Raw genomic sequence first — 26106 nt, 5'->3', positions numbered from 1 at the left:
ACGTCAGTGGCGACAGATCACTCGGCGGTCATGCCCGAGACGTCCATGCCCTGCTCTTCGTAGAAGCGCGCGGCGCCCGGGTGCAGCGGGATGCCGACCCCGTCGAGCGCGGTCTCGGCGGTGATCTCGCGGCCCTTCTGGTGACCGGCGTCCAGCAGCGTGCGGGTGTTGTCGTTCCACAGCGCAGCGGTGATCTCGTAGATCAGCTCCTCGGGCTGGTCGGCGCTGGTGATCCACTGCGCACCCACCGACAGGGTCTCGACCGGCTCCTCGACGCCCTCGTAGGTGCCGCCCGGCACCTCCTGGCTGGCGAAGAAGCTGTACTCATCGGTGATGGCCGCAGCCTCCTCGCCATCGATCGGCACCAGCACGATGTCGTCCTGGCTGGCCAGCTCGGCGATAGCGCCCGCCGGGAAGCCGCCGACGAAGAAGAAGGCGTCCATCGCGCCGTCGCGCATCCGCTCGGCGGCCTGATCGGGCTTGAGGTACTGGGCCTCGACGTCCTCTTCGCTCAGCCCGTAGGCCTCGAGGATGATGCGCGCATCGACCAGCGTGCCCGAGCCGGGTTCGTCCATGCTAACGGTCTTGCCCTCGAGATCCGCGACGCTCGTGATGCCGCTGTCGGCATCGGCAACGAGGTGGATGGTCTCGGGGTAGAGGTTGGCGATGGCGCGCAGGCTCTCGACCGCCTCGCGATCTTCCCAGATGCCGGTGCCGGTCTGCGCCCAGGTGGCCACATCGGACTGCGAGAAGCCCGATTCCAGGCTGCCGCCGGCGATGGCGTTGACGTTGGCGACCGAGCCGTTGGCCGAAAGCGCCGTGGCGATCAGCCCCGGCACGCCGCAGCTGCCGCCCTCGTCGCAGGAGCGGCTGCCCGGCGGGCTGGAGATGGCGTTCGCGATGAGACCGCCGATCGGATAATAGGTGCCGGCGGTGCCGCCGGTGCCGATGCGGAAGAACTGCGGCTCCTGCGCGGTGGCGGCGGTGGCGGCGGCAAGGCCTGCGGCCAGGGCAGCGGCGCCGGTAAGCGTCTTGGTCATGCGGGTCATGGATCGTCCTCCCTAGGTGTCAGTCATCGTCTTGGTCCGGGCCTAGGGAACAGCATCACCGGGCCGCACGCAACCGCCATCGGCTGCGCGGCTGCGGGCGATTACGCCCTGCCCCGGCCGCAGTGGCAGGGACCGTGGCCGCCGCAGCGCGCGCAGCCCGCGCCCGGCAGGTCCTGCGGCGCCAAGTCCTCGATCCGCATCGCCGCGGCCTGCGCGCATAGATCGCGCAGCAGCTGAACCGCGCCGCCGGGCGCGCAAGGGCCGGGGGCTGCAACCGCGCCGAGGGCGGGCGCGCGGCGCGGCCGGGCCGGACCCTGCGATGCCGCAGCAGGAAGGCCGCCGCGACGTCGGGGGCGCGGCCTGCTGATCGCGGGCAGCGCCGGAGACACCGGCAGGGGCGCCGCCGGGCGCTGCGGCTCCGGCGCCGCCTCCCGCGGGAGGCGGGGGTCGCTGCGGATCGCGAGGCTCTTGAGGCCGGCCCGCCGCGCGGCCTCCTGCCAGGCGCGCAGCTCCGCGGCGCCCAGCCCCTCGGGCAGCACCAGCGCCCGCGCGATCCCGCCCGAGACGAAGGCCTGCGCCGCCGCCATCATCGCCAGCTGCCCCTGACCCGAGACGTAACGCCGCCCGGCACCGCAGGGCACGAGACCGTCGAAGACGGGCAGATGCGCGGGATCGAGGTCCGGCGCCCCCTCGAGCGTCCCGGCGCCGAAGACATGGGCATTGGCCGCCGCGCGCTGCGCCGGACTGAAGCCAAGATGCGCGAGCAGGTCGAGCGCAGGATCGGCCAGCCGTTCCTCCGGCACGCCCAGGGTCCGGGCGCAGAACTCCGCTCCTAGGACCCAGCGCGTGAAGACGAGGCGCAGGTCAGCGGCGCCGGGCAAGGCCTCTTCCAGCGCCGCCATCTGCCGCGGGCCAAAGCCGCGGGCGGCCAGCGCCTCGGGCGTGACGCCCGGCGCGCCGCGCAGGGTGCCGTGGCCCTCGGCATGGGCCGTGATCCGCGCCACCTCATCCGGTGCGTAGCCGAGGCTGCGCAGCCCCTCGGGGACGGCCGGATCGAGACGGCGGGCAAAGCCGCCCTCTTCGGTCGGGCGGTCCTCGACCAGCGCGCGGGCCGGATCGATCCCGCCCCAGTCGCAGGCCATGAAGGCGCCGATCGGCCCGCCCGGCGAGATCAGGCTGACCTGCGCGTTGCGAAAGCCATGGGCCGCGCCCGCCTCCGCCGCCTCGTCCCAGGCGGCGCAGGCCATGGCGACCAGGCGGCGGTCGGGGCAGGCCTTCGCGTCCAGCGGCTGCGGGGCCACCGCGAGGCCCTCGTAGCCGGTCATGGCGCCATGGGCGGCGCGGCGGTGGTTGGCGATGACACGGGCCATTGCCTCGGTATTCTGCGCATGGGCCGGAAAAGCGCCCCGCTCGGCGGCCATCTCGGCGCTTGTGGCATAGGCGGTGCCGGTCAGGATCGCGGTGAGCGCGGCGCAAAGCGCGCGGCCCGCATCGCTGTCGTAGGCCAGCCCCATGCGCATCAGCAGGCCCGAGAGATTGGCAAGACCAAGGCCCAGAGGCCGCAGGTCCTGCACCCGCTGCGCCAGCGCCGGGCTGGCGTGCTGGGCCGTGGCGACGCCGATCTCCAGCGTCAGGGTCCAGAGGCGGACGGCATGCAGGTATCCCTCGGCCTCGAAACGCCCCTGCCGCCAGAAACCGGCGACATCGATCGCCGCCGGGCTGCAGGGGGTGCCATCGGTGAAGAGGAAGCCGTCACCGGACGCGGCATCGCCGATCGGCCCCGCCGCGGGGCAGGTGTGCCAGCCGTCGATGGACTCTTGCATCCGCACCGCGGCGACAGGCGCCCTGCCCTTGGCCGCCGGCACGGCCCCGGCGGGCGTGCCATAGGCCCAGTCGAGGCCGAGCCGCGCCCAATCCTCCCGCTCCGGTCCCGCGATCCGCGCCGACAGCATGTGCCGCATCTCGTCGTGGTAGGCCCGGGCATCGGCCTCCTCGGTGAAGTAGCCGCCCTTCCAGCCGTGGTAGGTCCATGCCCCGGCGATCCGACCCACGACCTGCCGCAGGGAAGTCTCGGCGCCGCGCGCCGTGCCGGGCGCGGGGCGGCTGCGCCAGAGCCATTCGGGCACGCCGGCCTCGGGCACCCGCAGGGTCTGCAGCGGCACCCCTTCGCGCACGAGGCCGTGGCGGGCCAGCATCTCGACCTCGAGCGCGCTCCAGTCCTGCGGCACCTGAAGGCGCACCCCCTCCCAGCGGGCCTCGCGCAGGCGGGCGCCGCCATGAGCCAACCCGCCGGGGGTGGTGAAATACCGATCGATCCGCATGTCGCCGTCCTGCCCTTCGCGGCCTCGCCCTGAGGTCACCCGAACGGGCACCGCCAGTTGCCGGCAGGCCCCGGCCCGGGGCCATCGTGACCGGCGCGGCGGAAGGTGTGCCACCACTTGTGGTGGGTCAATTGGGTATTTCCACAACATCGGCCAGATTCCGGATTGACCGGGGATGTCCACAGAGTCGCCGGTGCCGTCCACCGGCTTATCCACAGACCTGTCCCCACGGGGCGGATCGCGACGGTCTGCGCCCCTGCCCCTGTCGCCCCGCCGCGCGGCATGCGATGCTGCGCCCACCCTTCTGACGCGGCGAGGTGCCCTGATCATGCCATACCGATTCCCTCTCGCCGCGCTCGGCCTCGCGCTGCTTCTGGGCTGCGCGCCGGGCCTGCCGGTGCAACCGGACGAGCCGGCGGATCTGCCGCTGCAGCCGGGACAGGTGCGCGCCTATTTCACCGATCTGCCCTCGACCCTGCTGGACGCGGTGCGGGCCGGCTGCACAGGCCCGCAGGCGCAGGTCACGCGGCCGGGCGCGCTGGGCGCGGGCTGCGAGTCGCTGCCGCCGCCGGAGCTGGCGGCCGCGCTGATCCTAGATCTCGGCGGCACGGTAGAGGACCTGCCCCGGCTGGTGACGAACCTGCGCGCGGTCGAGGCCTCGGGCCGGGGCGGCTATGTCGTGACGGCCGAGAACCTGATCCGCGTGCCGCAGCGCGACGGCGGGCCGGCGCAGCTGGTGCGGCCCGACAGCCCGCAGCTGAAAGGGTCGATGCGCGCGCTGCTCGAGGCGGCGGGCGGAGAGGTGATGGAAAACACGGAGAAGGGCTGACCGGGGCGGGCTGGCCCTTCGGGGCCGGGCCGCTGGTCGGGGCGAGAGGATTCGAACCTCCGGCCCTCTGCTCCCAAAGCAGATGCGCTACCAGGCTGCGCTACGCCCCGACCGGGCCGACATACGCGCGCCGCGCCAGCCGTGCAAGCGCCCGAGCCGGCAGCTCAGTCGCAGGGCGCGGCGGCATCCGGGCCGATGGCGGGATGCTGCAGCACATCGCCCGGCGTAATGCCAAGGCGGTCGGCCATGCCGCCGTTGATCTCGAGCACGTATTGCACCGCATCGCCGCCGGGGATCGGCGTCTCGTCCAGCGGCACCGCGCGGTCGTGCACGGTGATCAGCCGGCCCTGCGCATCGGCAAAAAGGATATCGAGCGGGATCAGCGTGTTGCGCATCCAGAAGCTGGCCGGCTGCGGCGCCTCGTAGACGAAGAGCATCCCGGCGAGGGGGGCCATCTCCTCGCGGTACATCAGCCCGCGGGCCCGCTCCTCGGCGTCGTCGGCGATCTCGACCGCGAAGCGCGCCTGCCCCCAGTCGCCGCTGACGGTGACGCGGTCGGCCCGGCATCCGGCCGCCGTCGCCGAGGCAGCCGGCATCAGGGCCAGGCCCGCCAGAACGGCGGCACATCGAAAGGCGGGCATCATCGGCTCATTCCTTCTCGAACTCGGGCTGGCCCGTGACGGGCGGGCTGCTCTCGACACGGCAGGGCCGTCCGCTGCGCCCGGCGCTGTCCCAGGACATCACGTCGACGGCCATCCGCCCCCGGTGCCCCTCGATCACCCGCAGCACCACGGCTTCGCCCGGCTGCAGGTCGGCGAGGCCGGAGCGGCGCAGGACCTCCATGTGGATGAAGACATCCTCGGGCAGCAGGAAGACATTGGCAAAGCCGAAGCCCTTGCCCTTGTCGAACCATTTGACGCGCGCCGGCTCCATCGGCCGGGATGCGACGTAGTCCGGATCGAGGTCGTCGAGATCGCTCAGACCGACCGCGCCCTGCGCCTCGGAGGCCGCAACCGAGAGCACGGCGACGGCCTGCATCCCGCGCGCGGTCTCCTGCACCGCGAGCTGGACCCGCGCCCCGTCGGCGATCGAGCTCTGGCCGAAATTGCGCAGGACGTTTGCGTGCAGAAGAATGTCGGGACCGCCGCTGTCAGCCACCACGAAGCCGAAGCCCTTGACAGGATCGAACCACTTCACCTGCCCGTCGATGACTAGGTCTTGCTCTGACAAACCGGAACGCGCCTTTCTTATGCGAGGCTATGGGTACAAACTGGGGCGAACGACCATAGAAGGATCGCTGCTTCAAGCACGGATTTTAAGTTCCACCATAACCTTAAGGATAAAGGCGTTCTACTGCCCATAGGTCACGAATCGCGTCGCGCGACCACAAGAACCTGTCATGCAACCTATGGGCGCCATCAGCCCAGAGCTCTATGGCGAGCGGGCGGATCAGGTAACCGCCCCAGAACGGCGGGCGCGACGGGTCCTCGCCGTGCCGGGCCCTTGCCTCTTCGACACGCTCCTCGAGCACCGCGCGAGAGGCGACCGGGCGCGACTGTTCCGATGCCCAGGCGCCGAGGCGACTGTTGGCGCTGCGCGAAGTAAAATAGGCATCCGCGCGCTCGGCGGGCAGGCGCTCGATCATCCCGCGCACCCGCACCTGGCGGCGCAGCGACTTCCAGTGCAGCACGAAGGCAGCCTTGCCCGTGGCCTCGATCTGGCGGCCCTTGGCGCTGCCGTAATTGGTGAAGAAGGCGAAGCCATCCTGGTCGATCTGCTTGAGCAGGACGATGCGGACATCGGGCAGCCCGCTCTCGTCGACCGTCGAAAGGGCCATGGCATCGGGATCGTTCGGCTCCGTCTCGCGCGCCTCGGACAACCAGCGTTGCACGATCTCGATTGGATCCGATCCGGAAAAAATGCCTGTTCGCTCGTTCATAGTGCCTGCCCTCCGGGCCTTCTCTGTCTCGTTCCCGCGCCGGCAGCCCCGGACCGCCGGACACGCCATCTTGAAGCGCCTGCAGCCTTCGCCTAGAGGGTACGCCACCGTAAAGCTGCCAAGCGGTAAGGGGACGCTATGACATCCGGTCTGATGACAGGCAAACGCGGTCTGATTATGGGCCTCGCGAACGACAAGTCCATTGCCTGGGGGATCGCGAAAGCGTGTGCCGGCGCGGGCGCCGAGCTGGCCTTCTCCTACCAGGGCGAGGCGCTGCTCAAGCGCGTGGGGCCGCTGGCCGCCGAGCTGGGCTCGGACCTCGTGCTGCCCTGCGACGTGGGCGACGAGGCCTCGGTCGACGCGCTCTTCGCGGCGCTGGAAGAGCGCTGGGGCAAGCTGGACTTCATCGTCCATGCCATCGGCTTTTCCGACAAGAACGAGCTGCGCGGGCGCTATGTCGACACCAGCCGCCAGAACTTCCTGACCTCGATGGATATCTCGGTCTTCTCCTTCACCTCGGTGGTCAAGCGCGCCTCGGCGATGATGACCGAGGGTGGGTCCTGCCTGACGCTGACCTACTACGGCGCCGAGAAGGTCATGCCGCATTACAACGTGATGGGCGTCGCCAAGGCCGCGCTCGAAGCCAGCGTGCGTTACCTCGCCGAGGACCTGGGCCGCGACGGCATCCGCGTGAACGCGATCAGCGCCGGCACGATCAAGACGCTGGCCGCCAGCGGCATCGGCGATTTCCGCTACATCATGAAGTGGAACGAGTACAACTCGCCCCTGCGCCGCACCGTCAGCCAGGAGGAGGTGGGCAAATCCGCGCTCTACCTGCTGAGCGATCTGGGCAGCGCCGTGACCGGCGAGGTGCATCACGTCGATGCCGGCTACCACGTGATCGGGATGAAGAACCCCGATGCCCCCGACATCACGAAAGGCTGACCGATGAACGACATCCTGCCGCATGAGAAGGGCTTCCACGTCAGCTGGGACCAGCTGCACCGCGATGCCCGCGCCCTGGCCTGGCGCCTGGACGGGCGCGGCCCCGATGACGGCGGCTGGCGCGCCGTCGTGGCGATCACCCGCGGCGGCATGGCGCCGGCGATGATCGTCGCGCGCGAGCTGGACATCCGCACCGTCGACACGATCAGCGTCAAGTCATACGACCACCAGGACCAGTCCGAGGCCCGCGTCATCAAGGCGCCCGACGCCGATGTGATGGGCGACGGCACCGGCATCCTCGTGGTCGACGACCTCGTCGATACGGGCAAGACGCTGGAGCTGGTGCGCAGCCTCTACCCCAAGGCGCATTTCGCCACCGTCTACGCCAAGCCGCAGGGCAACACCCAGGTCGACACCTTCATCACCGAGGTCAGCCAGGACACCTGGATCTTCTTCCCCTGGGACATGGCGCTGCAATATGCGCCGCCCTATCGCGGCAAGGACTGATCCGGTCAGCGGCCGCGCTTGCGGCGGGCCGGGGCGAGGGGCCAGCCCCTCGCGCTCCCCGGAGTATTTTCAGAAACATGAAAGGGCGCCGATTGCAGGCGCCTTTTCCTTGCGGTTAGCTTGGCGGGTCCGACGATGAGGCCGCCGATGTCCCTGCCCCGCACCCAAGCCACCTTCGATCCGCCGGTGATGGAGGCGCGGCGCTGGCTCGATGGCGTCGACTTCGGCGAAAGGCCGCTGATCAACGTCAGCCAGGCGGCGCCGGTCGACCCGCCGCCCGAGGCGCTGCGCGCCGAGATGGCGCGGCTGGTGAACGAGATGCCGGAAGTGCATCTCTACGGGCCGGTCCTGGGCCTGCCCGCGCTGCGCGCCGAGGTCGCCGCCACATGGAGCCGGGACTACCAAGGCAGCGTCGGCCCGCACCAGGTAGCGATCACCGCGGGCTGCAACCAGGCCTATTGCGCCGCCCTCTCGGCTCTCTGCGGCGAGGGCGACGAGGTGATCCTGCCAGTGCCCTGGTACTTCAACCATCGCATGTGGCACGACATGAGCGGCATCCGTACTGTGCCGCTGCGCTGCGGGCCGGGCATGGTGCCGCAGGCGGAGGCGGCGGAGGTGCTGATCACCCCGCGCACCCGGGCGATCGTGCTGGTCAGCCCGAACAACCCCACCGGCGCCGAGTATCCCGCCCAGGTGATCCGCGCCTTCTTCGAACTGGCGCGGGCGCATGGGATCGCGCTGATCCTCGACGAGACCTACCGCGATTTCGACGGGCGCAGCGAGCCGGCGCATGATCTTTTCTCCGATCCGCGCTGGGACGAGACGCTGATCCAGCTCTATTCCTTTTCCAAGGCCTACCGGCTGACCGGGCACAGGGTCGGGGCGATCACCGCCTCTCCGGCGCGGCTGGCGCAGGCGGAGCGTTTTCTCGACACCGTCGCCATCTGCCCGCCGCAGCTGGGCCAGCACGCCGCGCTCTGGGGGATGCAGACCCTTGGGCAATGGCTGGCCGGCGAGCGGGCCGAGGTGCTGGCCCGCCGCGCCGCCATGGCCGAGGGGGCCGCGGCGCTCGAGGGCTGGCAACTTCTGGGCTGCGGCGCCTATTTCGCCTATCTCCGCCATCCCTTCGACCTGCCCAGCCCCGAGCTGGCCCGGCGACTGGTGACGGAGGCCGGGATCCTGGCGCTGCCCGGCACGATGTTCGCGCCAGAGGACGATGCCGAGGCGCCGCGGCAGCTGCGCATCGCCTTCGCCAATCTCGACGTGCCCGGCATCGCCGCCTTTCACGCGCGCCTCGCCGCCTGGCGGCCCTGAAGGGGCGGGCGGCTTGCGGGCGGGCGGACCCTCGCCTATGCAAGCGCCGATGCAGCGCCAGGGGGATGAGCGATGGCCAAGCGGACGATGAACAAGGTCCTCGTATGGGTCGTGCTGGCGCTGCTGGCCGTCGGCCTTGTCGGCTTCGGCGCCACCGGCGTGACCGGCACGCTGCGCACCGTCGGCACGGTCGGTGACCGGCAGATCACCGTGCGCGAATATACCGCCGCGCTGAACCAGCAGATCCGCGCCTTCTCCGAACAGATGGGCACCCAGCTGAGCTTTCCGCAGGCGCAGCAGCTTGGCCTCGACCAGGCGGTGCTGGGGCAGCTGGTGACCGAGAAGGCGCTGGCCGCCGAGGCGGGCGATCTGGGCATCTCCGCCGGTGATGCGCGGGTGCGCGACGAGCTGATCGGCATGCAGTCCTTCCAGGATCTGTCCGGTGAGTTCGACCGCGAGACCTATGCCAGCCGGCTGCGCAACGCCGGCCTGACCGAAGCCGAGTTCGAATCCGGCCTGCGCGACGAGCTGGCGCGCGGCCTGCTGCAGGGCGCCGTCGTCGGCGGCGTGCCCGAACCCGATGCCGCCGCCGAGATGCTGGTCGGCTACCTGATGGAGACCCGCGCCGTGACCTACGCCCGGCTCGACGCCGCCGCGCTGGGGATCGAGCCCGAGGCCCCGGACGAGGCCGCCATCGCCGCGCAATACGAGGCCGATCCCGAGGCCTATACCAGCGCCGAGAGCCGCGAGATCACCTATGCCTGGCTCTCGCCCGAGATGATCCAGGGCCAGGTCACCGTCGACGAGGCGCAGCTGCGCGAGCTCTACGAGCAGCGGCTGGCCGATTACGTGCAGCCCGAGCGGCGCCTGGTCGAGCGGCTGGTCTATCCGGACGAGGCGGCCGCGACGGCAGCCAAGGCCGCCATCGACGAGGGCAGCAGCGATTTCGAGACGGCGGTCGAGGACCGCGGCCTCGACCTGATCGACACCGACATGGGCGATGTCTCGGAGGAGGATCTGGGCGCGGCCGGCGAGGCGGTCTTTGCTGCCGAGCCCGGCGCCGTCGTCGGCCCCTTCGAGACCAATGTCGGCCCGGCGCTGTTCCGCATGAACGCCGTTCTCGCCGCGCAGGAGGTTCCCTTCGAGGAGGCCGAGCCCGAGCTGCGCGACGAGCTGGCCGCCGCCCGCGCCCGCCGCGTCATCGAGGACCAGCAGACCCGGATCGAGGATCTGCTCGCCGGCGGCGCCAGCGTCGAGGACCTGGCCGAGCAGACCGACATGGAGCTGGGCACCATCAACTGGACGCCCGAGATGACGGGCGGCGAAGAGGACGATGCGATCGCCGCCTATGCCCCCTTCCGCGAGGCCGCTGCTGCCCTGCAGGAAGGCGCCTACCCCGAGCTGATGGAGCTGGAGGACGGCGGCATCTTCGCCCTGCGCCTCGATGCCATCGACCCGCCGGCGCTGCAGCCGCTGGAGGAGGTGCGCGACGCGGTGATCGCCGATGCGCTGGCCGCCGCGACGCGGGCGGCGGTGCTGGCCGATGCCGAGGCGCGGGCCGAGGGCATCGCCGGCGGCCAGAGCTTTGCCGAGGCCGGCCTCGAGCCCGAGGAGCAGCCGCGCCTGACGCGCCGCGACTTCGTCGAGGGAGTGCCGCAGGCCTTCGTGCAGACCCTCTTCGAGATGGAAGAGGGCGAAGTGCGCGCCCTGCCCCTCGATCCCGGTCAGGTCGAAGGCGCGGGCGCTGTGGTACTGCGGCTTGACGGCCGGGCCGATCCCGATCCCGCCGACCCGGCCGTCGAGGCCGAGCGGCAGACCGTCGGCCAGCGCCTTGCCGCCGGCATGGCGCAGGACCTCTACGCCGCCTACGCGGGCGCCGTGCAATCCGGCACCGAGGTGCGGCTGGACGAAGCCGCGCTGCAATCCGTCAACACCCAGTTCCGCTGAGGCACCATGGCCCTGCTTCCCGACTTCGACGGCTTCCGCGACGGCTTTGAGGCGGGGCGCAACCAGATCGTCTGGACCCGCCTCGCCGCCGACCTCGACACGCCGGTGTCGCTGATGCTCAAGCTCTCGGGCGCTGGAAAGCATGCCTTCATGCTTGAATCGGTGACCGGGGGCGAGATCCGGGGCCGCTATTCCATCGTCGGCATGAACCCGGACCTGATCTGGGAATGCCGGGGCGAGACGAGCCGCATCAACCGCGCCGCCCGCTGGGATGACGACGCCTTCGAGCCGGCCGAAGGCCCGCCGCTCGAGGTGCTGCGCGCGCTGCTGGCGGAAAGCGAGATCGACCTGCCGGAGGAGCTTCCCGCCGCCTCGGCGGGCCTCTTCGGCTACCTGGGCTACGACATGATCCGCCTGGTCGAACGGCTGCCGAACTGCCCGCCGGACGTGCTGGGCCTGCCGGATGCCGTGATGCTGCGCCCCTCGGTGGTGGCGGTGCTCGACGGGGTGAAGGGCGACGTGATCCTCGTGGCGCCGGCCTGGGCCGACAGCGGCCTGTCGGCGCGCGCGGCCTATGCCCAGGCGGCGGAGCGGGTGACGGACGCGATCCGCGCCCTCGACCGGCCCGTGCCGCTGGATGCCCGTAGCCTCGCCGGCGAGGCCGAGCCGGTCGGAGAGCCGGTGTCGAACTTCACCCGCGAGGGCTATAAGGCGGCGGTCGAGACGGCGAAGGAATACATCCGCGCAGGCGACATCTTCCAGGTCGTCCCCTCGCAGCGCTGGGCCGTGCCCTTCGCAGAGCCGCCCTTCGCGCTCTACCGCTCGCTGCGGCGGACGAACCCCTCGCCCTTCATGTTCTATTTCAACTTCGGCGGCTACCAGGTCGTCGGCGCCAGTCCCGAGATCCTCGTCCGCGTGATGGACGGCGAGGTCACGGTGCGCCCGATCGCCGGCACCCGCCCGCGCGGCGCCACGCCCGAGGAGGATCGCGCCAACGAGGCCAGCCTGCTGGCCGACGAGAAGGAGCGGGCCGAGCATCTGATGCTTCTCGATCTGGGCCGCAACGACGTCGGCCGGGTGGCAAAGATCGGCACCGTGCGCCCGACCGAAAGCTTCGTGATCGAGCGCTATTCCCACGTCATGCACATCGTCTCGAACGTGGTCGGAGAGCTGGCCGAGGATCAGGACGCCCTTTCGGCCTTCTTCGCCGGGATGCCTGCGGGCACCGTCTCGGGCGCGCCCAAGGTCCGCGCGATGGAGATCATCGACGAGCTTGAGCCGGAGAAGCGCGGCGTCTACGGCGGCGGCCTTGGCTATTTCAGCGCGCGCGGCGACATGGACATGTGCATCGCGCTGCGCACCGGCGTGGTCAAGGACGGCACGCTTTACGTGCAGGCCGGCGGCGGCGTGGTCTACGACAGCGACCCCGAGGGGGAGTTCATGGAAACCGTGCACAAGTCCGGCGCGCTGCTGCGCGCGGCGCAGGACGCGCGGCTGTTCCGCGACGGTGGCAATGGCTGAGATCATCGCGCCTGCTGCCGGTCCTGCGGACTGGGCGGTGGCGCGGGTGCTGATCCTCGAGTATATCGACTGGCTGGCGCTGGATCTCAGCTTTCAGGACGTCGAGACGGAGCTGGCCGATCTGCCGGCACTCTACGCGCCGCCCGGCGGCGCAATGCTGATCGCGCGGGGTGACACCGGCGAGGCGCTTGGCTGCGTCGCGCTCAAGGATCGCGGTGGCGGGACCTGCGAGATGAAGCGGCTCTGGGTCAGGCCAACTGCGCGCGGCCTCGGCCTCGGGGCCCGGCTGACGCAGGCGCTGCTCGAGGCGGGGCGCGGGCTGGGCTATCGCCGCATGGTCCTCGACACCCTGCCGAGGCTCGAGGCGGCGGTAGCCTCCTACCGCCGCCTCGGTTTCACGGACATCGCGCCCTATTACGACAACCCGGTTCCGGGCGTCCTTTACATGGGGCGCGACCTCTAGCGTCAGGCCCGCTTGCGGGCGGCGTCGAGGCTCCAGGGACCGGGGCCAGCGGCCGCGATGTAGAGGAAGACGAAGCAGTAGAGGATGGAGGCGTCGCCGCCGTTCGCCGCCGGCACCCAGTGCGAGGGGGCGTGGAACATCCAGTAGGCAACCGCCATCTCGCCCGAGATCAGGATCCCGACGGGGGTGGTGAACAGGCCAAGCGCGAAGAGCGCGCCGCCGACCAGCTCCAGCAGGCCGCCCCACCACATGAAGGAGAAGGCCTCGGGCATCATCTCGCTGGCCGGGAAGCCGAGCAGCTTCTGCGTGCCGTGGGCCATGAACATCAGGCCGGCGACGATGCGCAGAACGCTCAGGAGCTTCGGCGCCCAGGGGGCCAGGGCGGAAGGCGAAGTGGTCATGACATGGATCCTCGATTCTGTTTCCCGGTCAACTAGGCCGCGAGCGGCGCCGCAGGCAAAGCGCAGCTATCGTGCAGTGGCGCACCCAGCGGCCCCGGCCCTCAGTCCTGCTGCCGCTGCAGCAGCGCCGAGACCGGCACCAGCGCGACCTCCCCTGCCCGGCTGCCGGCGGCCCAGGCCTCCAGCGCCGTGATGGTTTCGGGCCGCACGCGCCCCAGCACAGTCAGCGGCCCCTGCTGGCCGGCCCGGAAGGCCGCCTGGTCGAGGAAGCGTTCCACCGCCTGGGCGTTTTGCCCCTGCCCGTCGAGGTCGCGGTAGACCTCGGCGGCGGGCACGCCAGCCTCGCGCGCCAGCCGCAGCGGCGTCGCCAGCCCCTGCACCACGGTCACCAGCCCGCGCCCGCTGTCGGCCATCCACTGAAGCGCCTGCGCCGTGACCGCGCTGTCGGCGCTGAGACCGCCGCCGCCGGCATCGAGGACGGCGACGGTCTGCGGAAGGGCCGTGAAGGCGGCCTCGTAGGTGACCTCCACGTCCTCCGGACGGGCGCCGGTCGGCAGGGTCGCCAGCACCGCCACCTCGAACCCGGCCGCGCGCCAGTCCTGCATCCGCTGCGCCGCGCCCGGACGGGCCGGGTCGATGGCGATGCTGACGGGCATCGGCACCGCCACGAGCGCCTCCACGGCGTTTTCGAGGCTGCCGTCGTCGATCAGTACGAGGGCCATCAGCGGCAGGTCGCCGCCAGCCTGCGGGGCCGGCGCGGCATGGCGCTGCAGCGCGGGCGCGTTCTCGTCGGTCGCCTCCGCCGCAGCGGGGGCGGCATCCTCCGCCAAGGGGGCGTCGAGGCTGCCGGGCCGCCGCACCCGGACCCCCTGCGCGCCATCCGGCAGGCTGCCCTCGGCATCGGGCCGGATCACGCGGGGAGGCGCATCATCGCCCTGTCCGGTCTGCTCAGGCTCGACCTGCTCAGGCTCGATCTGCTCCGGCTCGAAGTCGCTCTTGGGCGCCTCCTGCGGAGCGATGATCTCTGGCTCGATCTCGGTGACGGTATCCTCCTCCGCCTCGGCCACGCCCTCGGACCCCGCGGGCGCGGCGGCGGGACGGGTGGGGGCGGTCGTGACCGTGGCGGCGCGCTCGGGCCCAGGCTCCTGCGGCACCCGCGACTGCGGGCTCGGCAGCACGGGCTCCTCGGCCTGCGGCTCCTGCGGCATGTCGGGCAGCGGCGGCGCGGCCTGCTCGGGCACCACCGGCTGACCCGCACCGGCACTGGGCACGGCGGCGGGATCGGTCTGCGCCTGCGGCGTGCCGCCCTGCCCCGCCGGCACATCGGCGCGCGGCACCGTGCCGGTGCTCACCGGGTCCTGCGCGACGGGCCGCGGTGCCTCTGGCGGAGCGTCGGCCTCGGCCCCGGCGCCGGCCTCGGGGACCTGCTGCTGCGGCGGCGCGGGCGGCACGACGCCGGCCGGCAGCTCCGTCGAAAGGGACGCGACGGCCAGCACCACTCCCCCGAGGACCAGCCCAGAGATCGCCCCTGCCAGAAAACCGCGCGCCATAAGATCGCTCCACTCTCCGCCGTGCCCCGGAGCCGCTTGACGTGCCCCGCCGGCCCGGCCCATCTAGGGGCTGACACTAGCAAGGGGCGCGCTGGACGGCAGCCCCCGAATTGGACCGGCATGCTGCTTCTGATCGACAACTACGACAGCTTCACCTTCAACCTGGTGCATTACCTCGGGGAACTCGGGGCCGAGGTCGAGGTGCGCCGCAACGATGCGCTGAATGTGCAGCAGGCGATGGCGTTGAACCCGGCGGGCATCGTGCTCTCGCCCGGGCCCTGCACCCCGAACGAGGCCGGCATCTGCATGGCCCTGACCGAGGCCGCCGCCGAGACCGAGACGCCGCTCTTCGGCGTCTGCCTCGGGCATCAGGCCATCGGGCAGGTCTTCGGCGGCACCGTGATGCGCGCCAGCGAGATCGTGCACGGCAAGACGGCCGAGATCTTTCACGACGGCCAGGGCGTCTTCGAGGGGCTGCCCAGCCCCTTCACCGCCACCCGCTACCACTCGCTGATCGTCGATCGCGAAAGCCTGCCGCCCGAGCTCGAGGTCACCGCATGGCTGGCGGATGGCACGATCATGGGCCTGCGCCACAGGACGCGGCCCATCGAGGGCGTGCAGTTCCACCCCGAGAGCATCGCCTCGGACCACGGGCACCGCCTGCTGCAGAATTTCCTGAACCGCGTCCTGCAGGAGACCCCGGCATGAGCGACAATCGCCTTCGCCCGCTGATCGGCCGCGCCGCCGAGGGCACCCTGACCCGCAGCGAGGCCGCTGAGGCCTTTGGCATCCTCTTTGATGGCACGGCCAGTCCGGGGCAGGTCGGCGGTTTCCTGATGACACTGCGGATGCGCGGCGAGAGCATCGACGAGATCGCCGGTGCCGCCGCCACCATGCGCGAGCGCTGCCTGCGCGTGACCGCCCCCGAGGGCGCGATCGACATCGTCGGGACCGGCGGCGACGGCATGCAGACGCTGAACATCTCGACCGCCGCGGCCCTCGTGGTGGCGGGCGCCGGGGTGCCGGTGGCCAAGCACGGCAACCGCAAGCTCTCTTCCGCCTCGGGCGCCGCCGATGTGCTGGGCGTTCTGGGGATCGAGACCATGGTCGGCCCCGACGTGGTGGAGCGCTGCCTCGCCGAGGCCGGCATCGGCTTCATGATGGCGGCGATGCATCATCCCGCGATGCGCCACGTCGGCCCGATCCGGGCCGAGCTGGGCACCCGCACGATCTTCAACATCCTCGGGCCCCTGACCAACCCCGCCGGGGTGAAGCGGCAGCTGACCGGCTCCTTCTCGGCCGCGCTCTGCCGGCCAATGGCCGAGACGCTGCAGGCGCTGGGGACCGAAGCCGCATGGCTGGTGCATGGCGGCGACGGCAGCGACGAGCTGAGTATTTCCGCCCCCAGCCATGTCGTCCAGCTGAAGGACGGGCTGATCAGCGAGTTCAAGGTCTCGCCCCATGACGCGGGCCTCAAGGCCCATCCCTTCGAGGCGATCATCGGCGGCGGCCCCGAAGAGAACGGGGCGGCGATGCGCGCGTTGCTGGCGGGCGAGCCTTCGGGCTACCGCGACGCGGTGCTGCTGAACGCCGCCGCCGCGCTGCTGGTCGCCGGCAAGGCCACCAGCCTGCCCGAAGGGGCCGAGATCGCGGCGCAGGCCATCGACAGCGGCGCCGCCGCCCGCGCGGCCGAGACGCTGGCCCGGATCAGCCCGGCGAGCTGACGCGCATGGACCTGCCCGCGCGCCCGGCGCCGCCCGGCTGGGACGGGCTGCCTTTCTGGGACACTCGCTGGCCCGCCCTGCGCGCGGCGCTGGCTGCCGAGACCCGCGTGATCCATCCGCCGGCGCCGCGCGTCTTCGCCGCCCTCGCCGCCGCCCCGCCCGAGGCGGTGCGCGTGGTGATCCTGGGCCAGGACCCCTATCACACGCCGGGCAAGGCAGACGGCCTCGCCTTCTCGATCCCGCGGGACTTTCCCGGGCGCCTCGACAGTCTTGGTAATATTTTCAAGGAGATGGAGGCCGATCTTGGCACGCCCCGCAGCCGCACCGACCTGCCCGACCTTGCTGCGCAGGGCGTCCTGCTGCTGAACACCGCGCTGACGGTGCCGGAAGGCGCGGCCAAGGGCCATGCCCGGCTGGGCTGGGACGCGCTGGTGCGCGACGTGCTGGCGCGGCTTTCGGATCGGCCGCGGGCCTATATCCTCTGGGGCGGACCGGCGCAGACATTCCGCGGCCAGATTACCTGCCCCGGCAGCCTCGTGATCGAGAGCGCGCATCCCTCGCCCCTCTCGGCCTATCGCGGCTTCTTCGGCTCGCGCCCCTTCAGCCGGGTCAACGACTGGCTTACGACACAGGGCGAAGGGCGCATCGATTGGACCGGGACGCTTTCCAACCCTGACGCAGCGGACTAGATACCTCGCCATGCATATTCTCGACCGCATCAAGGCCTATAAGCTGGAGGAGATCGCCGCCCGCAAGGCGCAGGCGCCCCTCTCCGAGATGGAAGACCGCGCCCGCGCGGCGGATGCCCCGCGCGGCTTCGCCCGCGCCCTCGCCGCCCAGCCCGGCTACGGGCTGATCGCCGAGGTGAAGAAGGCGAGCCCCTCCAAGGGGCTGATCCGTCCCGATTTCGATCCGCCCGCCCTCGCCCGCGCCTATGCCGCAGGCGGCGCTGCCTGCCTTTCGGTGCTGACCGACGGGCCGAGCTTTCAGGGGCACGAGGATTTCCTCGTCGCCGCCCGCGGGGCGGTGGACCTGCCGGTGCTGCGCAAGGATTTTCTCTACGACCCCTGGCAGGTCGTCGAAAGCCGCGCGCTTGGCGCCGATTGCATCCTGATCATCATGGCGACCCTTTCGGACGCGCAGGCCGCCGAGATCGCCGATGCCGCCGCGCAGTGGGGCATGGACGCGCTGATCGAGGTGCACGACGACGCGGAGCTTGAGCGCGCGCTCGAACTGCCCTGCCCGATGATCGGCATCAACAACCGCGACCTGCGCAGCTTCGAGACCGACCTCGGCACGACCCGGCGGCTGGCGCCGCAGGTGCCCGCGGATCGCGTCGTGGTGGCCGAAAGCGGGCTCTTCACGCCCGCCGATCTCGCCGATCTTGCCGAATACGGCGCCCGCGCCTTCCTGATCGGCGAAAGCCTGATGCGGCAGGAGGATGTCACGGCCGCCACGCGTGCCATCCTCGCCCCGGCGCCGGCGGCAGCCTCGTGAGCCTCAGCCACTTCGACGCGGCGGGCCATGCGCATATGGTCGATGTCTCGGAGAAGACCGAGACGGCGCGCCTCGCCGTGGCCGAGGGCTGGGTGAAGATGACGGCGCAAACCCTTGATCTTGCGACGGAAGGTCGCGCGGACAAGGGCGATGTCATCGGCACCGCGCGCCTCGCCGGGATCATGGGCGCCAAGCGCACCGCCGACCTCATCCCGCTGTGCCACCCGCTGCCCATCGCCAAGGTCGCCCTCGACATCACGCCGGACGCGTCCCTGCCCGGCCTGCGCCTGCGCGCCACCGTCAAGACCACGGGCCGCACCGGGGTCGAGATGGAGGCGCTGACCGCCGTCTCGACCGCCGCGCTGACGATCTACGACATGCTCAAGGCAGCGGAAAAGGGGATGGAGATCGGCGGCATCCGCCTCGCGCTGAAAGAAGGCGGCAAATCCGGTCGCTACGAGGCGCCGGCCCCGTGATCCCCGTCTCGCAGGCCCTGGACCAGCTCTTTTCGCTCGTCTCGCCCCTCCCGGTCGAGGAGGTGCCGCTGACCAAGGCGCTTGGCCGCGTGCTGGCCCGCCCCCTCGCCGCGCGCCATGCGCAGCCGCCCTTCGATGCCTCGGCCATGGACGGCTACGCGCTGAGGGACGCGGATGCCCAACAGGGCGCGCAGCTTCGGGTCATCGGCCAGTCCGCCGCCGGGCATCCCTTCGCCGGCAGCCTCGGCGCGGGCGAAGCGGTGCGCATCTTTACCGGCGCGCCGGTCCCGCAGGGCGCGGACCGCGTGCTGCTGCAGGAGGATGTCGAGGCCCACGGTGACAGCGTCACGCTGACCGGCGCGATCCCGCAGGGGCGCCACATCCGCCCCGCCGGCAACGATTTTTCACTGGGCGATGCGCTCGAGGCGCCGCGCATCCTCGCCCCCGCCGATATCGCGCTGGCCGCTGCCATGGGGCATGCGGTGCTGCCCGTCATCCGGCGCCCCGATGTGGCGATCCTCGCCACGGGGGACGAGCTGGTGCCGCCGGGCCGCCCGCTGGCGCCGGGGCAGATCACCGCCTCCAACAGCTATGGCCTGCATGCGCTGATCGCGCAGGCCGGGGGCCACCCGCGGCTGCTGCCCATCGCCGACGACAGCCTTGAGGGGCTGGCGCAGAGCTTTGCGCTGGCGCAGGGCGCCGACCTGATCGTCACCATCGGCGGCGCCTCGGTCGGGGATCACGACCTCGTCGCGCAGGCCGCCGGCGCGGCAGGCGTGGACCTGGCCTTCCACAAGGTCGCGATGCGCCCCGGCAAGCCGCTGATGGCCGGCCGCATGCAGGGCGCGGCGATGATCGGCCTGCCCGGCAACCCGGTCTCGGCCATGGTCTGCGGCCATGTCTTCCTCGTGCCGGTGCTGCGCGCCATGCTCGGCCTGCCCGCCGCCCCCGCGCCGCGCCAGACCATGCCGCTGGCAGAGGCGCTCCCTGCCAACGGCCCGCGCGAGCACTACCTGCGCGCGCGCATCGAGGGCGGCCAAGTGCAGCCACTGCCGCGCCAGGACAGCGCCCTTCTGTCGGTTCTGGCGCAGTCGGACGCGCTGATCGTCCAGCCCCCGGGCGCCGGCGCCAGTGCGCCCGGCGAGATGGCTCAGGTCATCGCGCTCCGGTCCTGAACAGGTTGACACAAAACGAGAACGTGACTAGAACATCTTCAGCGGCGCGCCGTTGCGCCGGAGGATGAAAGGGTCCCGATGCTCACCAAGAAGCAGCTCGATCTGCTGGAATTCATCCATGCGCGCGTGCAGCGCGATGGTGTGCCCCCCAGCTTCGACGAGATGAAGGACGCGCTCGACCTGCGCTCCAAGTCCGGTATCCACCGGCTTATCACGGCGCTCGAAGAGCGTGGGTTCATCCGCCGGCTGGCCCATCGCGCCCGCGCGCTCGAGATCGTGAAGCTTCCCGACAGCATGGCCGGGCGCAAGGCCGCCGTCGCAGCCCCCAAGGCCGACGAGCCGGCGCTGCCGCCGGCCGTCATCGCCGCCTCGATGCTGCCGGTCATGGGGCGGATCGCCGCCGGTGTCCCGATCTCGGCCATCGCCGAGGTCAGCCACGAGATCGCGGTACCGCAAAGCATGCTGGGCAGCGGCAGCTACTTCGCGCTCGAGGTGCGGGGGGACTCGATGATCGAGGCGGGCATCAACGACGGCGACGTCGTCGTCGTCCGCGAGACCGAGACCGCCGATGCCGGCGATATCGTCGTCGCGCTGATCGAGGATCAGGAAGCCACGCTCAAGCGGTTCCGCCGCCAGGGCGGGATGATCGCGCTCGAGGCGGCGAACCCGGCCTACGAGACGCGCAGCTACCCGCAGGACAAGGTCAAGGTTCAGGGCCGTCTCGTCGGGCTGATCCGCAGCTACTGACGCGCCAGACGGACTGCTTCGGGCCATTTCCTGCTCGTGCACCGCGTCGCATCGCGGTGCGCTGCCCTGGACGACAGGACCCGCGGCCCGCAGCGGGCGCCTCACCCTGTCGTCCAGGGCCTCTGCCCCGCCCGCTCGGCCGAGGTCTCGATGACCATCATGCCGTCTCGGGCGCTGACGGCAACCGCGCCCGTCCGTCTGAGCCTGCCTGCGTCGAGAACGCGGCAGGGGCGCGGCGCGTCGTCCCGTTGATCGAGCACGAGCAGGTCGGCGCCGCCGCAGCCGTCGATCCCGGCCAGCGCCGTCTTGCCCGAGACCTGCATCACCAGCGCCTCGCCCAGCTGTGCGCGGGCGATCTTCCCGTCGCGCGGCAATGCGAGGGCGCGATGCGCCTCCTCCTGCGCGAGGGTCGAGCCGTCGTGCAGCAGCCAGGCACCGGCGGCATAGCCGTCCCCGCCGGGCTTCGACAGGGCCCGCCCCTCTGGCGTCATCAACCCGATCAGCGCGCCGCTTTCGGCGATCAGCAGGGCCGGCCGCTCTGCCCGCAGCCAAAGGCCGGCGGCCAGGGCCAGGGGCAGAAGGCCGCTGGCGCGCAGGTGCCCGCGCCAGAGCGCGAGGAAGAGCCCGCTCGCGACGATCAGCGGCAGCACGGGCGGCGGCGGCGTGGCCACCGCCGACGTCGCGCCCCCCAGCCCCGCGATCGCCTGTGCCACCCAGAGGATCCAGCCCGATCCCAGCGCCATCAGGCCCAAGGCCGGCGCAGCCAGCCCCAGCGGCGACAGGAGGGCAGCCAAGACCGCCCCCGGCATGACGAGAGAGGCCATGGCCGGCACGGCGAGGAGGTTGGCGAGCAGACCGTAATGCGCGACGCGGTTGAAATGCGCCGCCGCAAAGGGCGCCGTCGCCATCCCCGCCACGACCGAGGACAGTGCCAGGCCCAGCACCGGCGCGAGAAAGGCCCAGCGGCCTTGGATCAGCCGATACGGCAGGACCGAGAAGACCGCGATCAGCGCCACGACCGCGGCGAAGGACATCTGGAATCCGGCCGAAAGCAATGTCTCGGGCCGCAGCGCGAGGACGATCAGCGCCGCCGTCGCCAGCGCGCGCAGGCTGATCGCGCGCCGGTCCAGCAGCACCGCGCCCAGCATCACCGCGACCATGACAAACGCGCGCTCCGTCGCCACCGCCCGCCCGGCGAGGGCGAGGTAGAAACCCGCCGCCGCCAGTGCCAACCCGGCGGCGATCTTCTTGGCCGGCAGGCGCAGCGCCAGCGGCGGGATCAGCGCCAGCCCGCCGCGCAGGGCGGCGAAGACGAAACCGGCGAGCATGCCCATGTGCATCCCCGAAATCGAGACGAGGTGGAAGAGGTTGGCGTCGCGCAGCGCCTCCGTCGCGCCGCGCGACAGGCCGCTGCGGTCGCCGGTCGTCACCGCGGCGGCAAAACCGCCTGCATCGCCGCCGATCCGGGACCGCACCGCCGCCGACAGGTGCGCTCGCAGCCGGTGCAGGCCAAGCCCCTCCCGGGCCGCCTCATCCGCCGCCAGCAGCACCGGCGCCCGGGTATAGCCCACCGCGCCGAGCCTCTGGAACCAGGCGTAGCGGCGGAAATCGAAGCCGCCCGGCTCCACCGGGCCCGAGGGGGGCGAGAGGTGCCCTGTCGTCATCACCCGCAGCCCCGGCTCGGGATGCGGCCCGCCGGGCGGGCCGTGCAGCGACAGGCGAATGCGGGCGGGGGTTCGCGCCGGCACCACGTCCTCCAGCCGCACGCGGTCGAGCGTCAGCCGCACGGCGTCGCTGGCGGAGCGGTCGACCTTTACCACACGTCCCTCGACGGGGCCGTAGTAGCGCCAGCCCAGCACCGGCGCCGCGACGGATTGCGCACGCAGCGCGCCCAGCACCAGCCCTGCCGCCACGAGGCCGGCCCCCAGCGGCAGCGGCGCAAGCCGCGGCCAGCGCAGTGCCGCCGCGAGGCCCAGCAGGGCCAGCGCCGCAAGCGCCCAGAGCTGCGGCGCCGCCGGCTCTACCGGCAGCGAGAAGTAGATCCCGATGCCGAGCCCCAGAAGCACTGGCACCCAGAGCATCAGGTGACCGCGCTGCGCCGCCAGCGCGTCCCGCAGCCAGCCCGCCTCCGGCACCCGAAGGCGCGGCATCCTGCCCAGCGGGCGCTGCACTTGTCCTGCCCTCCTGCCTCCAGTATCCGGGCGCGAACCCGCTGCCTCGCAGCTTCGCCCCCTCATGGTTGACGAAAGGTTAATCCCGATGGATGCATCCAGCCCGGTGGTCACCCGTTTCGCCCCCTCGCCCACGGGCGCGCTGCATATCGGCGGCGCCCGCACCGCGCTGTTCAACTGGCTTTACGCGCGCGGTCACGGCGGGACCTTCCTGCTGCGGATCGAGGATACCGACCGCGCCCGCTCCACCCCCGAGAACCGGCAGGCGATCCTCGACGGGCTGAGCTGGCTCGGCCTCGACTGGGACGGAGAGCCGGTGAGCCAGGCCGAGGGCGCCGCGCGCCATGCCGAGGTGGCGCAGCAGATGCTGGCCGAGGGGACGGCCTACAAGTGCTTCGCCACGCAGGAGGAAATCGACGCCTTCCGCGAGGCCGCGCGCGCCGAGGGGCGCAGCACGCTGTTCCGCTCTCCCTGGCGGGACGTGCCGGAGGCGGAGCATCCCGATGCCCCCTACGCGATCCGCGTGAAGGCGCCGCTGGACGGCAGTCTGACGCTGGAGGACGCGGTGCAGGGCAGCGTGACGGTCGGCGGCGACCAGCTGGACGACATGGTGCTGCTGCGCTCCGACGGCAGCCCGGTCTACATGCTGGCGGTTGTGGTCGACGATCACGACATGGGCGTGACCCATGTGATCCGCGGCGACGATCACCTGTCGAACACCTTCCGGCAGATGCTGGTCTACCGCGCGATGGGATGGGACCTTCCGGTCTTCGCCCATATCCCTCTGATCCACGGCCCCGACGGCAAGAAGCTGTCGAAGCGGCATGGCGCCACCGGCGCGGCGGAGTATCAGGCCCTCGGCTACCCCGCAGCGGCGATGCGCAACTACCTGACCCGCCTCGGCTGGAGCCATGCCGACGACGAGTTCTTCACCGATGCGCAGGCGCGGGAGTGGTTCGATCTCTCCGGCATCGGCCGCGCGCCGGCCCGCCTCGATTTCAAGAAGCTCGATAACCTCTCGCGCCAGCACATCGCCGCTGCCGATGACGCCGCGCTGATGCAGGAGCTTGAGGCCTTCCTTGTTGCCACGGGTGCCGCGCCGCTGAAGCCGGGCCAGAAAGAGCGGGTGCTGCTGGCCATGCCGCACCTCAAGGAGCGCGCGAAGGGTTTCCCCGAACTCCTTGAAAAGGCGGAGTTTGCCCTGGCAGAGCGGCCGATCGTACCGGACGAAAAGGCCGCCAAGGCGCTGGACGCGGAATCCCGTGGCATACTGGCGGATTTGACGCCGCCGATGCAGGATGCTAGCTGGACGCGAGAGGCGCTGGAGGCCATCGTCGCCGCGGCGGCCGAAGCGCGAGGCCTCGGGCTGGGCAAGCTGGCCGGCCCCCTGCGCGCGGCGCTGGCGGGCCGAACGGCCACACCGAGCGTTTTCGACATGATGCTGGTCCTGGGTCGGGACGAGTCGCTCGCGCGGATTACCGAAGCCGCGCAGGGCAGCCCCGAGGCGGTTGTCTGACCGCCCTCCTGCCCCGGCGTTTCGAGCCCTGAGCCGACCAGCCCAGGCTATCGCCCCCTGCGGCCCCGTGCTGCAGAGGGTATTGACCGCGGTTCGCGCATAACGGGAGTTACGCCCGGCGCGAGGCGCGCTAGGATCGGCAGCGCGGCCCGGTGAATCGGCGCGCAAAGCAAGGAGCCATCGATGCCCGAAGACACTACAGCCGGCAGCGCCGACACCACCGCGAAGCTGACCATCGGCAGCGACAGCTACGATCTGCCGATGCTGTCGCCCACCGCCGGGCCCGACGTGATCGACATCCGCAAGCTCTATGCGCAGGCGGGCGTCTTCACCTACGATCCGGGCTTCACCTCGACCGCCTCCTGCGATTCCACGATCACCTACATCGACGGTGACAAGGGGCAGCTGCTGCACCGGGGCTATCCGATCGACCAGCTCGCCGGTCAGTCCTGCTTCCTCGAGGTCTGCTACCTGCTGCTCTACGGCGAACTGCCGTCGAAGCAGGAGATGGAAGAGTTCCAGCACGTCGTGACCAATCACACGATGATCCACGAGCAGATGCACAACTTCTTCCGCGGCTTCCGCCGCGATGCGCATCCGATGGCGCTGATGACCGGCGTGGTCGGGGCGATGAGCGCCTTCTACCACGACAGCACCGACATCCACGATCAGAACCAGCGCGAGGTCGCCTCGATCCGGCTGATCGCCAAGATGCCGACGATCGCTGCGATGGCCTACAAGTATTCGGTAGGCCAGCCCTTCGTCTATCCGCGCAACGACCTCGATTTCGCGTCGAACTTCCTGCACATGTGCTTCTCGGTGCCGGCCGAGCCCTACAAGGTGAACCCGACCCTCGCGAAGGCCATGGACCGGATCTTCACCCTCCATGCCGATCACGAGCAGAACGCCTCGACCTCGACGGTGCGGCTGGCCTCTTCGTCCGGCGCGAACCCCTTTGCCTGTATCGCCGCCGGCATCGCCTGCCTCTGGGGCCCCGCCCATGGCGGCGCGAACCAGGCCGCGCTCGAGATGCTGCGCCAGATCGGCACGCCCGACCGCATCCCCGAGTTCATCGCCCGCGCCAAGGACAAGAACGATCCCTTCCGCCTGATGGGCTTCGGCCACCGGGTCTACAAGAACTTCGACCCGCGGGCGAAGGTGATGAAGGAAAGCGCCGACGAGGTGCTGGATCTGCTGGGGGTCGAGAACAACCCCACGCTTCAGGTCGCCAAGGAGCTGGAGAAGATCGCGGTCGAGGACGAGTACTTCGCCGAGCGCAAGCTGTACCCGAACGTCGATTTCTACTCGGGCATCATCCTCGATGCGATGGGCTTCCCGACCTCGATGTTCACGCCGATCTTCGCGGTTGCCCGCACCGTCGGCTGGGTGTCGCAGTGGAAAGAGCAGCTCGCCGATCCGCAGCTGAAGATCGGCCGTCCGCGGCAGCTCTACCTTGGCGAGACGGAGCGCAACTATGTCCCCCTCGACCAGCGCTGAGCCCGTCCTCGAGACGCTGCGCCTGACCCTCCGCCCGGCCCGGGCGGAGGACCTTCAGCCGCTGCACGCGATCCTGTCGGATGCGCGTGCCATGCGGCACTGGTCGACGCCGCCGCACCGCGATCTCGACGAGACGCAGGAGTGGCTGGAGCGGATGATGGACCGGCCGCAGGGCCATGATTTCGTCATCGAGAAGGACGGCGCGGTCATCGGCAAGGCCGGCGCTCACCGCCCGCCAGAGGTCGGCTTCATCCTGCATCCCGACGAATGGGGTCAGGGCCTGGGGCGCGAGGCGATGGAGGCGGTGGTCCCGCACCTTTTCGCCACGACGAGCTGGCCGCGGCTGACCGCCGAAGCCGATCCCCACAACGCCGTCTCGGTCGGGCTGCTCACGCGGCTGGGCTTTGCCGTCACCGGCTTTTCCCGCGACACCTACCGCATCGACGGGCAGTGGTCCGACAGCGTCTTCATGACGCTGCACCGGCCGGAGTAACCCGGCCGGCGCGCAGGCGCCGCG

General features: G+C 71.1%; 25 protein-coding genes and 1 tRNA gene. 17 read left to right on the top strand and 9 right to left on the bottom strand.

The window, feature by feature from the left end:
- Positions 1-17: 17 nt before the first annotated feature.
- Both DFP88_RS14440 and DFP88_RS14435 read right to left on the bottom strand, forming a co-directional pair.
- Positions 18-1049 carry a TAXI family TRAP transporter solute-binding subunit gene (locus DFP88_RS14440; RefSeq protein ID WP_110815409.1) on the bottom strand — a complete coding sequence of 344 codons (1032 nt, stop codon included), beginning with the start codon at positions 1047-1049 and terminating at the stop codon, positions 18-20.
- Between the two features lie 101 nt (positions 1050-1150).
- Positions 1151-3370, bottom strand: a complete 2220-nt coding sequence (locus DFP88_RS14435; protein ID WP_181418662.1) for a vitamin B12-dependent ribonucleotide reductase — start codon at positions 3368-3370, stop codon at positions 1151-1153.
- 328 nt (positions 3371-3698) lie between these two features.
- On the opposite strand from DFP88_RS14435, the gene DFP88_RS14430 reads away from it, so the two are divergent.
- On the top strand, positions 3699-4199 hold the full coding sequence (locus tag DFP88_RS14430) for a hypothetical protein (RefSeq protein ID WP_110815407.1): 501 nt from the start codon (positions 3699-3701) through the stop codon (positions 4197-4199).
- 33 nt (positions 4200-4232) lie between these two features.
- On the opposite strand, the gene DFP88_RS14425 is transcribed toward DFP88_RS14430, so the two are convergent.
- The 4 genes from DFP88_RS14425 to pdxH all read right to left on the bottom strand — a co-directional run bounded on the left by DFP88_RS14425 (position 4233) and on the right by pdxH (position 6138).
- Positions 4233-4309 (bottom strand) — tRNA-Pro (locus DFP88_RS14425).
- Positions 4310-4363: 54 nt separating this feature from the next.
- Positions 4364-4843: a DUF192 domain-containing protein gene (locus DFP88_RS14420; RefSeq protein WP_425450842.1), complete on the bottom strand. Its 480-nt coding sequence runs from the start codon at positions 4841-4843 to the stop codon at positions 4364-4366.
- A 4-nt stretch (positions 4844-4847) separates the two neighbouring features.
- Entirely contained in the window at positions 4848-5429 is a 582-nt protein-coding gene (locus DFP88_RS14415) for a cold-shock protein (protein ID WP_110815406.1), read from the bottom strand.
- A 103-nt stretch (positions 5430-5532) separates the two neighbouring features.
- Positions 5533-6138, bottom strand: a complete 606-nt coding sequence (gene pdxH, locus DFP88_RS14410) for a pyridoxamine 5'-phosphate oxidase (protein WP_110815405.1) — start codon at positions 6136-6138, stop codon at positions 5533-5535.
- 138 nt (positions 6139-6276) lie between these two features.
- Here pdxH and fabI point away from each other — a divergent pair, with 138 nt between their 5' ends.
- The 6 genes from fabI to DFP88_RS14380 all read left to right on the top strand — a co-directional run bounded on the left by fabI (position 6277) and on the right by DFP88_RS14380 (position 12835).
- Complete coding sequence (fabI, locus tag DFP88_RS14405; RefSeq protein ID WP_110815404.1) at positions 6277-7083, top strand: enoyl-ACP reductase FabI; 807 nt, start codon at positions 6277-6279, stop codon at positions 7081-7083.
- A 3-nt stretch (positions 7084-7086) separates the two neighbouring features.
- On the top strand, positions 7087-7590 hold the full coding sequence (gene gpt / locus DFP88_RS14400) for a xanthine phosphoribosyltransferase (protein ID WP_110815403.1): 504 nt from the start codon (positions 7087-7089) through the stop codon (positions 7588-7590).
- 147 nt (positions 7591-7737) lie between these two features.
- Positions 7738-8904 (top strand): aminotransferase, encoded by a 1167-nt coding sequence (locus tag DFP88_RS14395; protein WP_425450841.1) that lies wholly within the window; start codon positions 7738-7740, stop codon positions 8902-8904.
- Positions 8905-8976: 72 nt separating this feature from the next.
- Positions 8977-10851, top strand: a complete 1875-nt coding sequence (locus DFP88_RS14390; RefSeq protein ID WP_110815401.1) for a SurA N-terminal domain-containing protein — start codon at positions 8977-8979, stop codon at positions 10849-10851.
- A gap of 6 nt (positions 10852-10857) precedes the next feature.
- Entirely contained in the window at positions 10858-12372 is a 1515-nt protein-coding gene (trpE, locus tag DFP88_RS14385; RefSeq protein WP_110815400.1) for an anthranilate synthase component I, read from the top strand.
- Positions 12365-12835, top strand: coding sequence for a GNAT family N-acetyltransferase (locus DFP88_RS14380; RefSeq protein WP_110815399.1), 471 nt, complete (start codon positions 12365-12367; stop codon positions 12833-12835). Before trpE ends, DFP88_RS14380 begins: the two co-directional genes overlap by 8 nt.
- Positions 12836-12837: 2 nt before the next feature.
- On the opposite strand, the gene DFP88_RS14375 is transcribed toward DFP88_RS14380, so the two are convergent.
- Entirely contained in the window at positions 12838-13236 is a 399-nt protein-coding gene (locus DFP88_RS14375; RefSeq protein WP_110815398.1) for a DoxX family protein, read from the bottom strand.
- Between the two features lie 101 nt (positions 13237-13337).
- Positions 13338-14786 (bottom strand): divergent polysaccharide deacetylase family protein, encoded by a 1449-nt coding sequence (locus DFP88_RS14370; RefSeq protein WP_110815397.1) that lies wholly within the window; start codon positions 14784-14786, stop codon positions 13338-13340.
- Between the two features lie 120 nt (positions 14787-14906).
- On the opposite strand from DFP88_RS14370, the gene DFP88_RS14365 reads away from it, so the two are divergent.
- The 7 genes from DFP88_RS14365 to lexA all read left to right on the top strand — a co-directional run bounded on the left by DFP88_RS14365 (position 14907) and on the right by lexA (position 20405).
- Positions 14907-15494, top strand: a complete 588-nt coding sequence (locus DFP88_RS14365; protein ID WP_110815396.1) for an anthranilate synthase component II — start codon at positions 14907-14909, stop codon at positions 15492-15494.
- A complete protein-coding gene (gene trpD, locus DFP88_RS14360) occupies positions 15491-16510 on the top strand; it encodes an anthranilate phosphoribosyltransferase (RefSeq protein WP_110815395.1) in 1020 nt (339 codons plus the stop codon). The genes DFP88_RS14365 and trpD overlap by 4 nt, the downstream gene beginning before the upstream one ends.
- A 5-nt stretch (positions 16511-16515) precedes the next feature.
- Positions 16516-17199, top strand: coding sequence for a uracil-DNA glycosylase (locus DFP88_RS14355; protein ID WP_110815394.1), 684 nt, complete (start codon positions 16516-16518; stop codon positions 17197-17199).
- A gap of 10 nt (positions 17200-17209) precedes the next feature.
- Positions 17210-18007: an indole-3-glycerol phosphate synthase TrpC gene (trpC, locus tag DFP88_RS14350; protein WP_110815393.1), complete on the top strand. Its 798-nt coding sequence runs from the start codon at positions 17210-17212 to the stop codon at positions 18005-18007.
- A complete protein-coding gene (moaC, locus tag DFP88_RS14345; protein WP_110815392.1) occupies positions 18004-18483 on the top strand; it encodes a cyclic pyranopterin monophosphate synthase MoaC in 480 nt (159 codons plus the stop codon). The genes trpC and moaC overlap by 4 nt, the downstream gene beginning before the upstream one ends.
- Positions 18480-19658 carry a molybdopterin molybdotransferase MoeA gene (locus DFP88_RS14340; protein ID WP_110815391.1) on the top strand — a complete coding sequence of 393 codons (1179 nt, stop codon included), beginning with the start codon at positions 18480-18482 and terminating at the stop codon, positions 19656-19658. The genes moaC and DFP88_RS14340 overlap by 4 nt, the downstream gene beginning before the upstream one ends.
- A 78-nt stretch (positions 19659-19736) precedes the next feature.
- Positions 19737-20405, top strand: a complete 669-nt coding sequence (lexA, locus tag DFP88_RS14335) for a transcriptional repressor LexA (protein ID WP_110815390.1) — start codon at positions 19737-19739, stop codon at positions 20403-20405.
- A 101-nt stretch (positions 20406-20506) separates the two neighbouring features.
- On the opposite strand, the gene DFP88_RS14330 is transcribed toward lexA, so the two are convergent.
- Positions 20507-22555: a ComEC/Rec2 family competence protein gene (locus DFP88_RS14330; protein WP_110815441.1), complete on the bottom strand. Its 2049-nt coding sequence runs from the start codon at positions 22553-22555 to the stop codon at positions 20507-20509.
- A 109-nt stretch (positions 22556-22664) separates the two neighbouring features.
- Between DFP88_RS14330 and gltX the strand changes: the two genes are divergently transcribed.
- The 3 genes from gltX (at position 22665) to DFP88_RS14315 (ending at position 26082) form a co-directional block, all read left to right on the top strand.
- The gene (gltX, locus tag DFP88_RS14325; RefSeq protein WP_110815389.1) at positions 22665-24092 is read left to right on the top strand and encodes a glutamate--tRNA ligase; all 1428 of its coding nucleotides are present in this window, start codon (positions 22665-22667) and stop codon (positions 24090-24092) included.
- Between the two features lie 183 nt (positions 24093-24275).
- Complete coding sequence (locus DFP88_RS14320; protein ID WP_110815388.1) at positions 24276-25589, top strand: citrate synthase; 1314 nt, start codon at positions 24276-24278, stop codon at positions 25587-25589.
- The gene (locus DFP88_RS14315) at positions 25567-26082 is read left to right on the top strand and encodes a GNAT family N-acetyltransferase (RefSeq protein ID WP_110815387.1); all 516 of its coding nucleotides are present in this window, start codon (positions 25567-25569) and stop codon (positions 26080-26082) included. Before DFP88_RS14320 ends, DFP88_RS14315 begins: the two co-directional genes overlap by 23 nt.
- Positions 26083-26106 lie beyond the last annotated feature (24 nt).

Origin of the sequence: Pseudoroseicyclus aestuarii (assembly GCF_003217255.1) — a bacterium.
Classification (GTDB): domain Bacteria; phylum Pseudomonadota; class Alphaproteobacteria; order Rhodobacterales; family Rhodobacteraceae; genus Pseudoroseicyclus; species Pseudoroseicyclus aestuarii.
The sequence above is the reverse complement of the archived record's forward strand: the minus strand, read 5'-3'. Positions and strand labels throughout refer to the sequence as shown.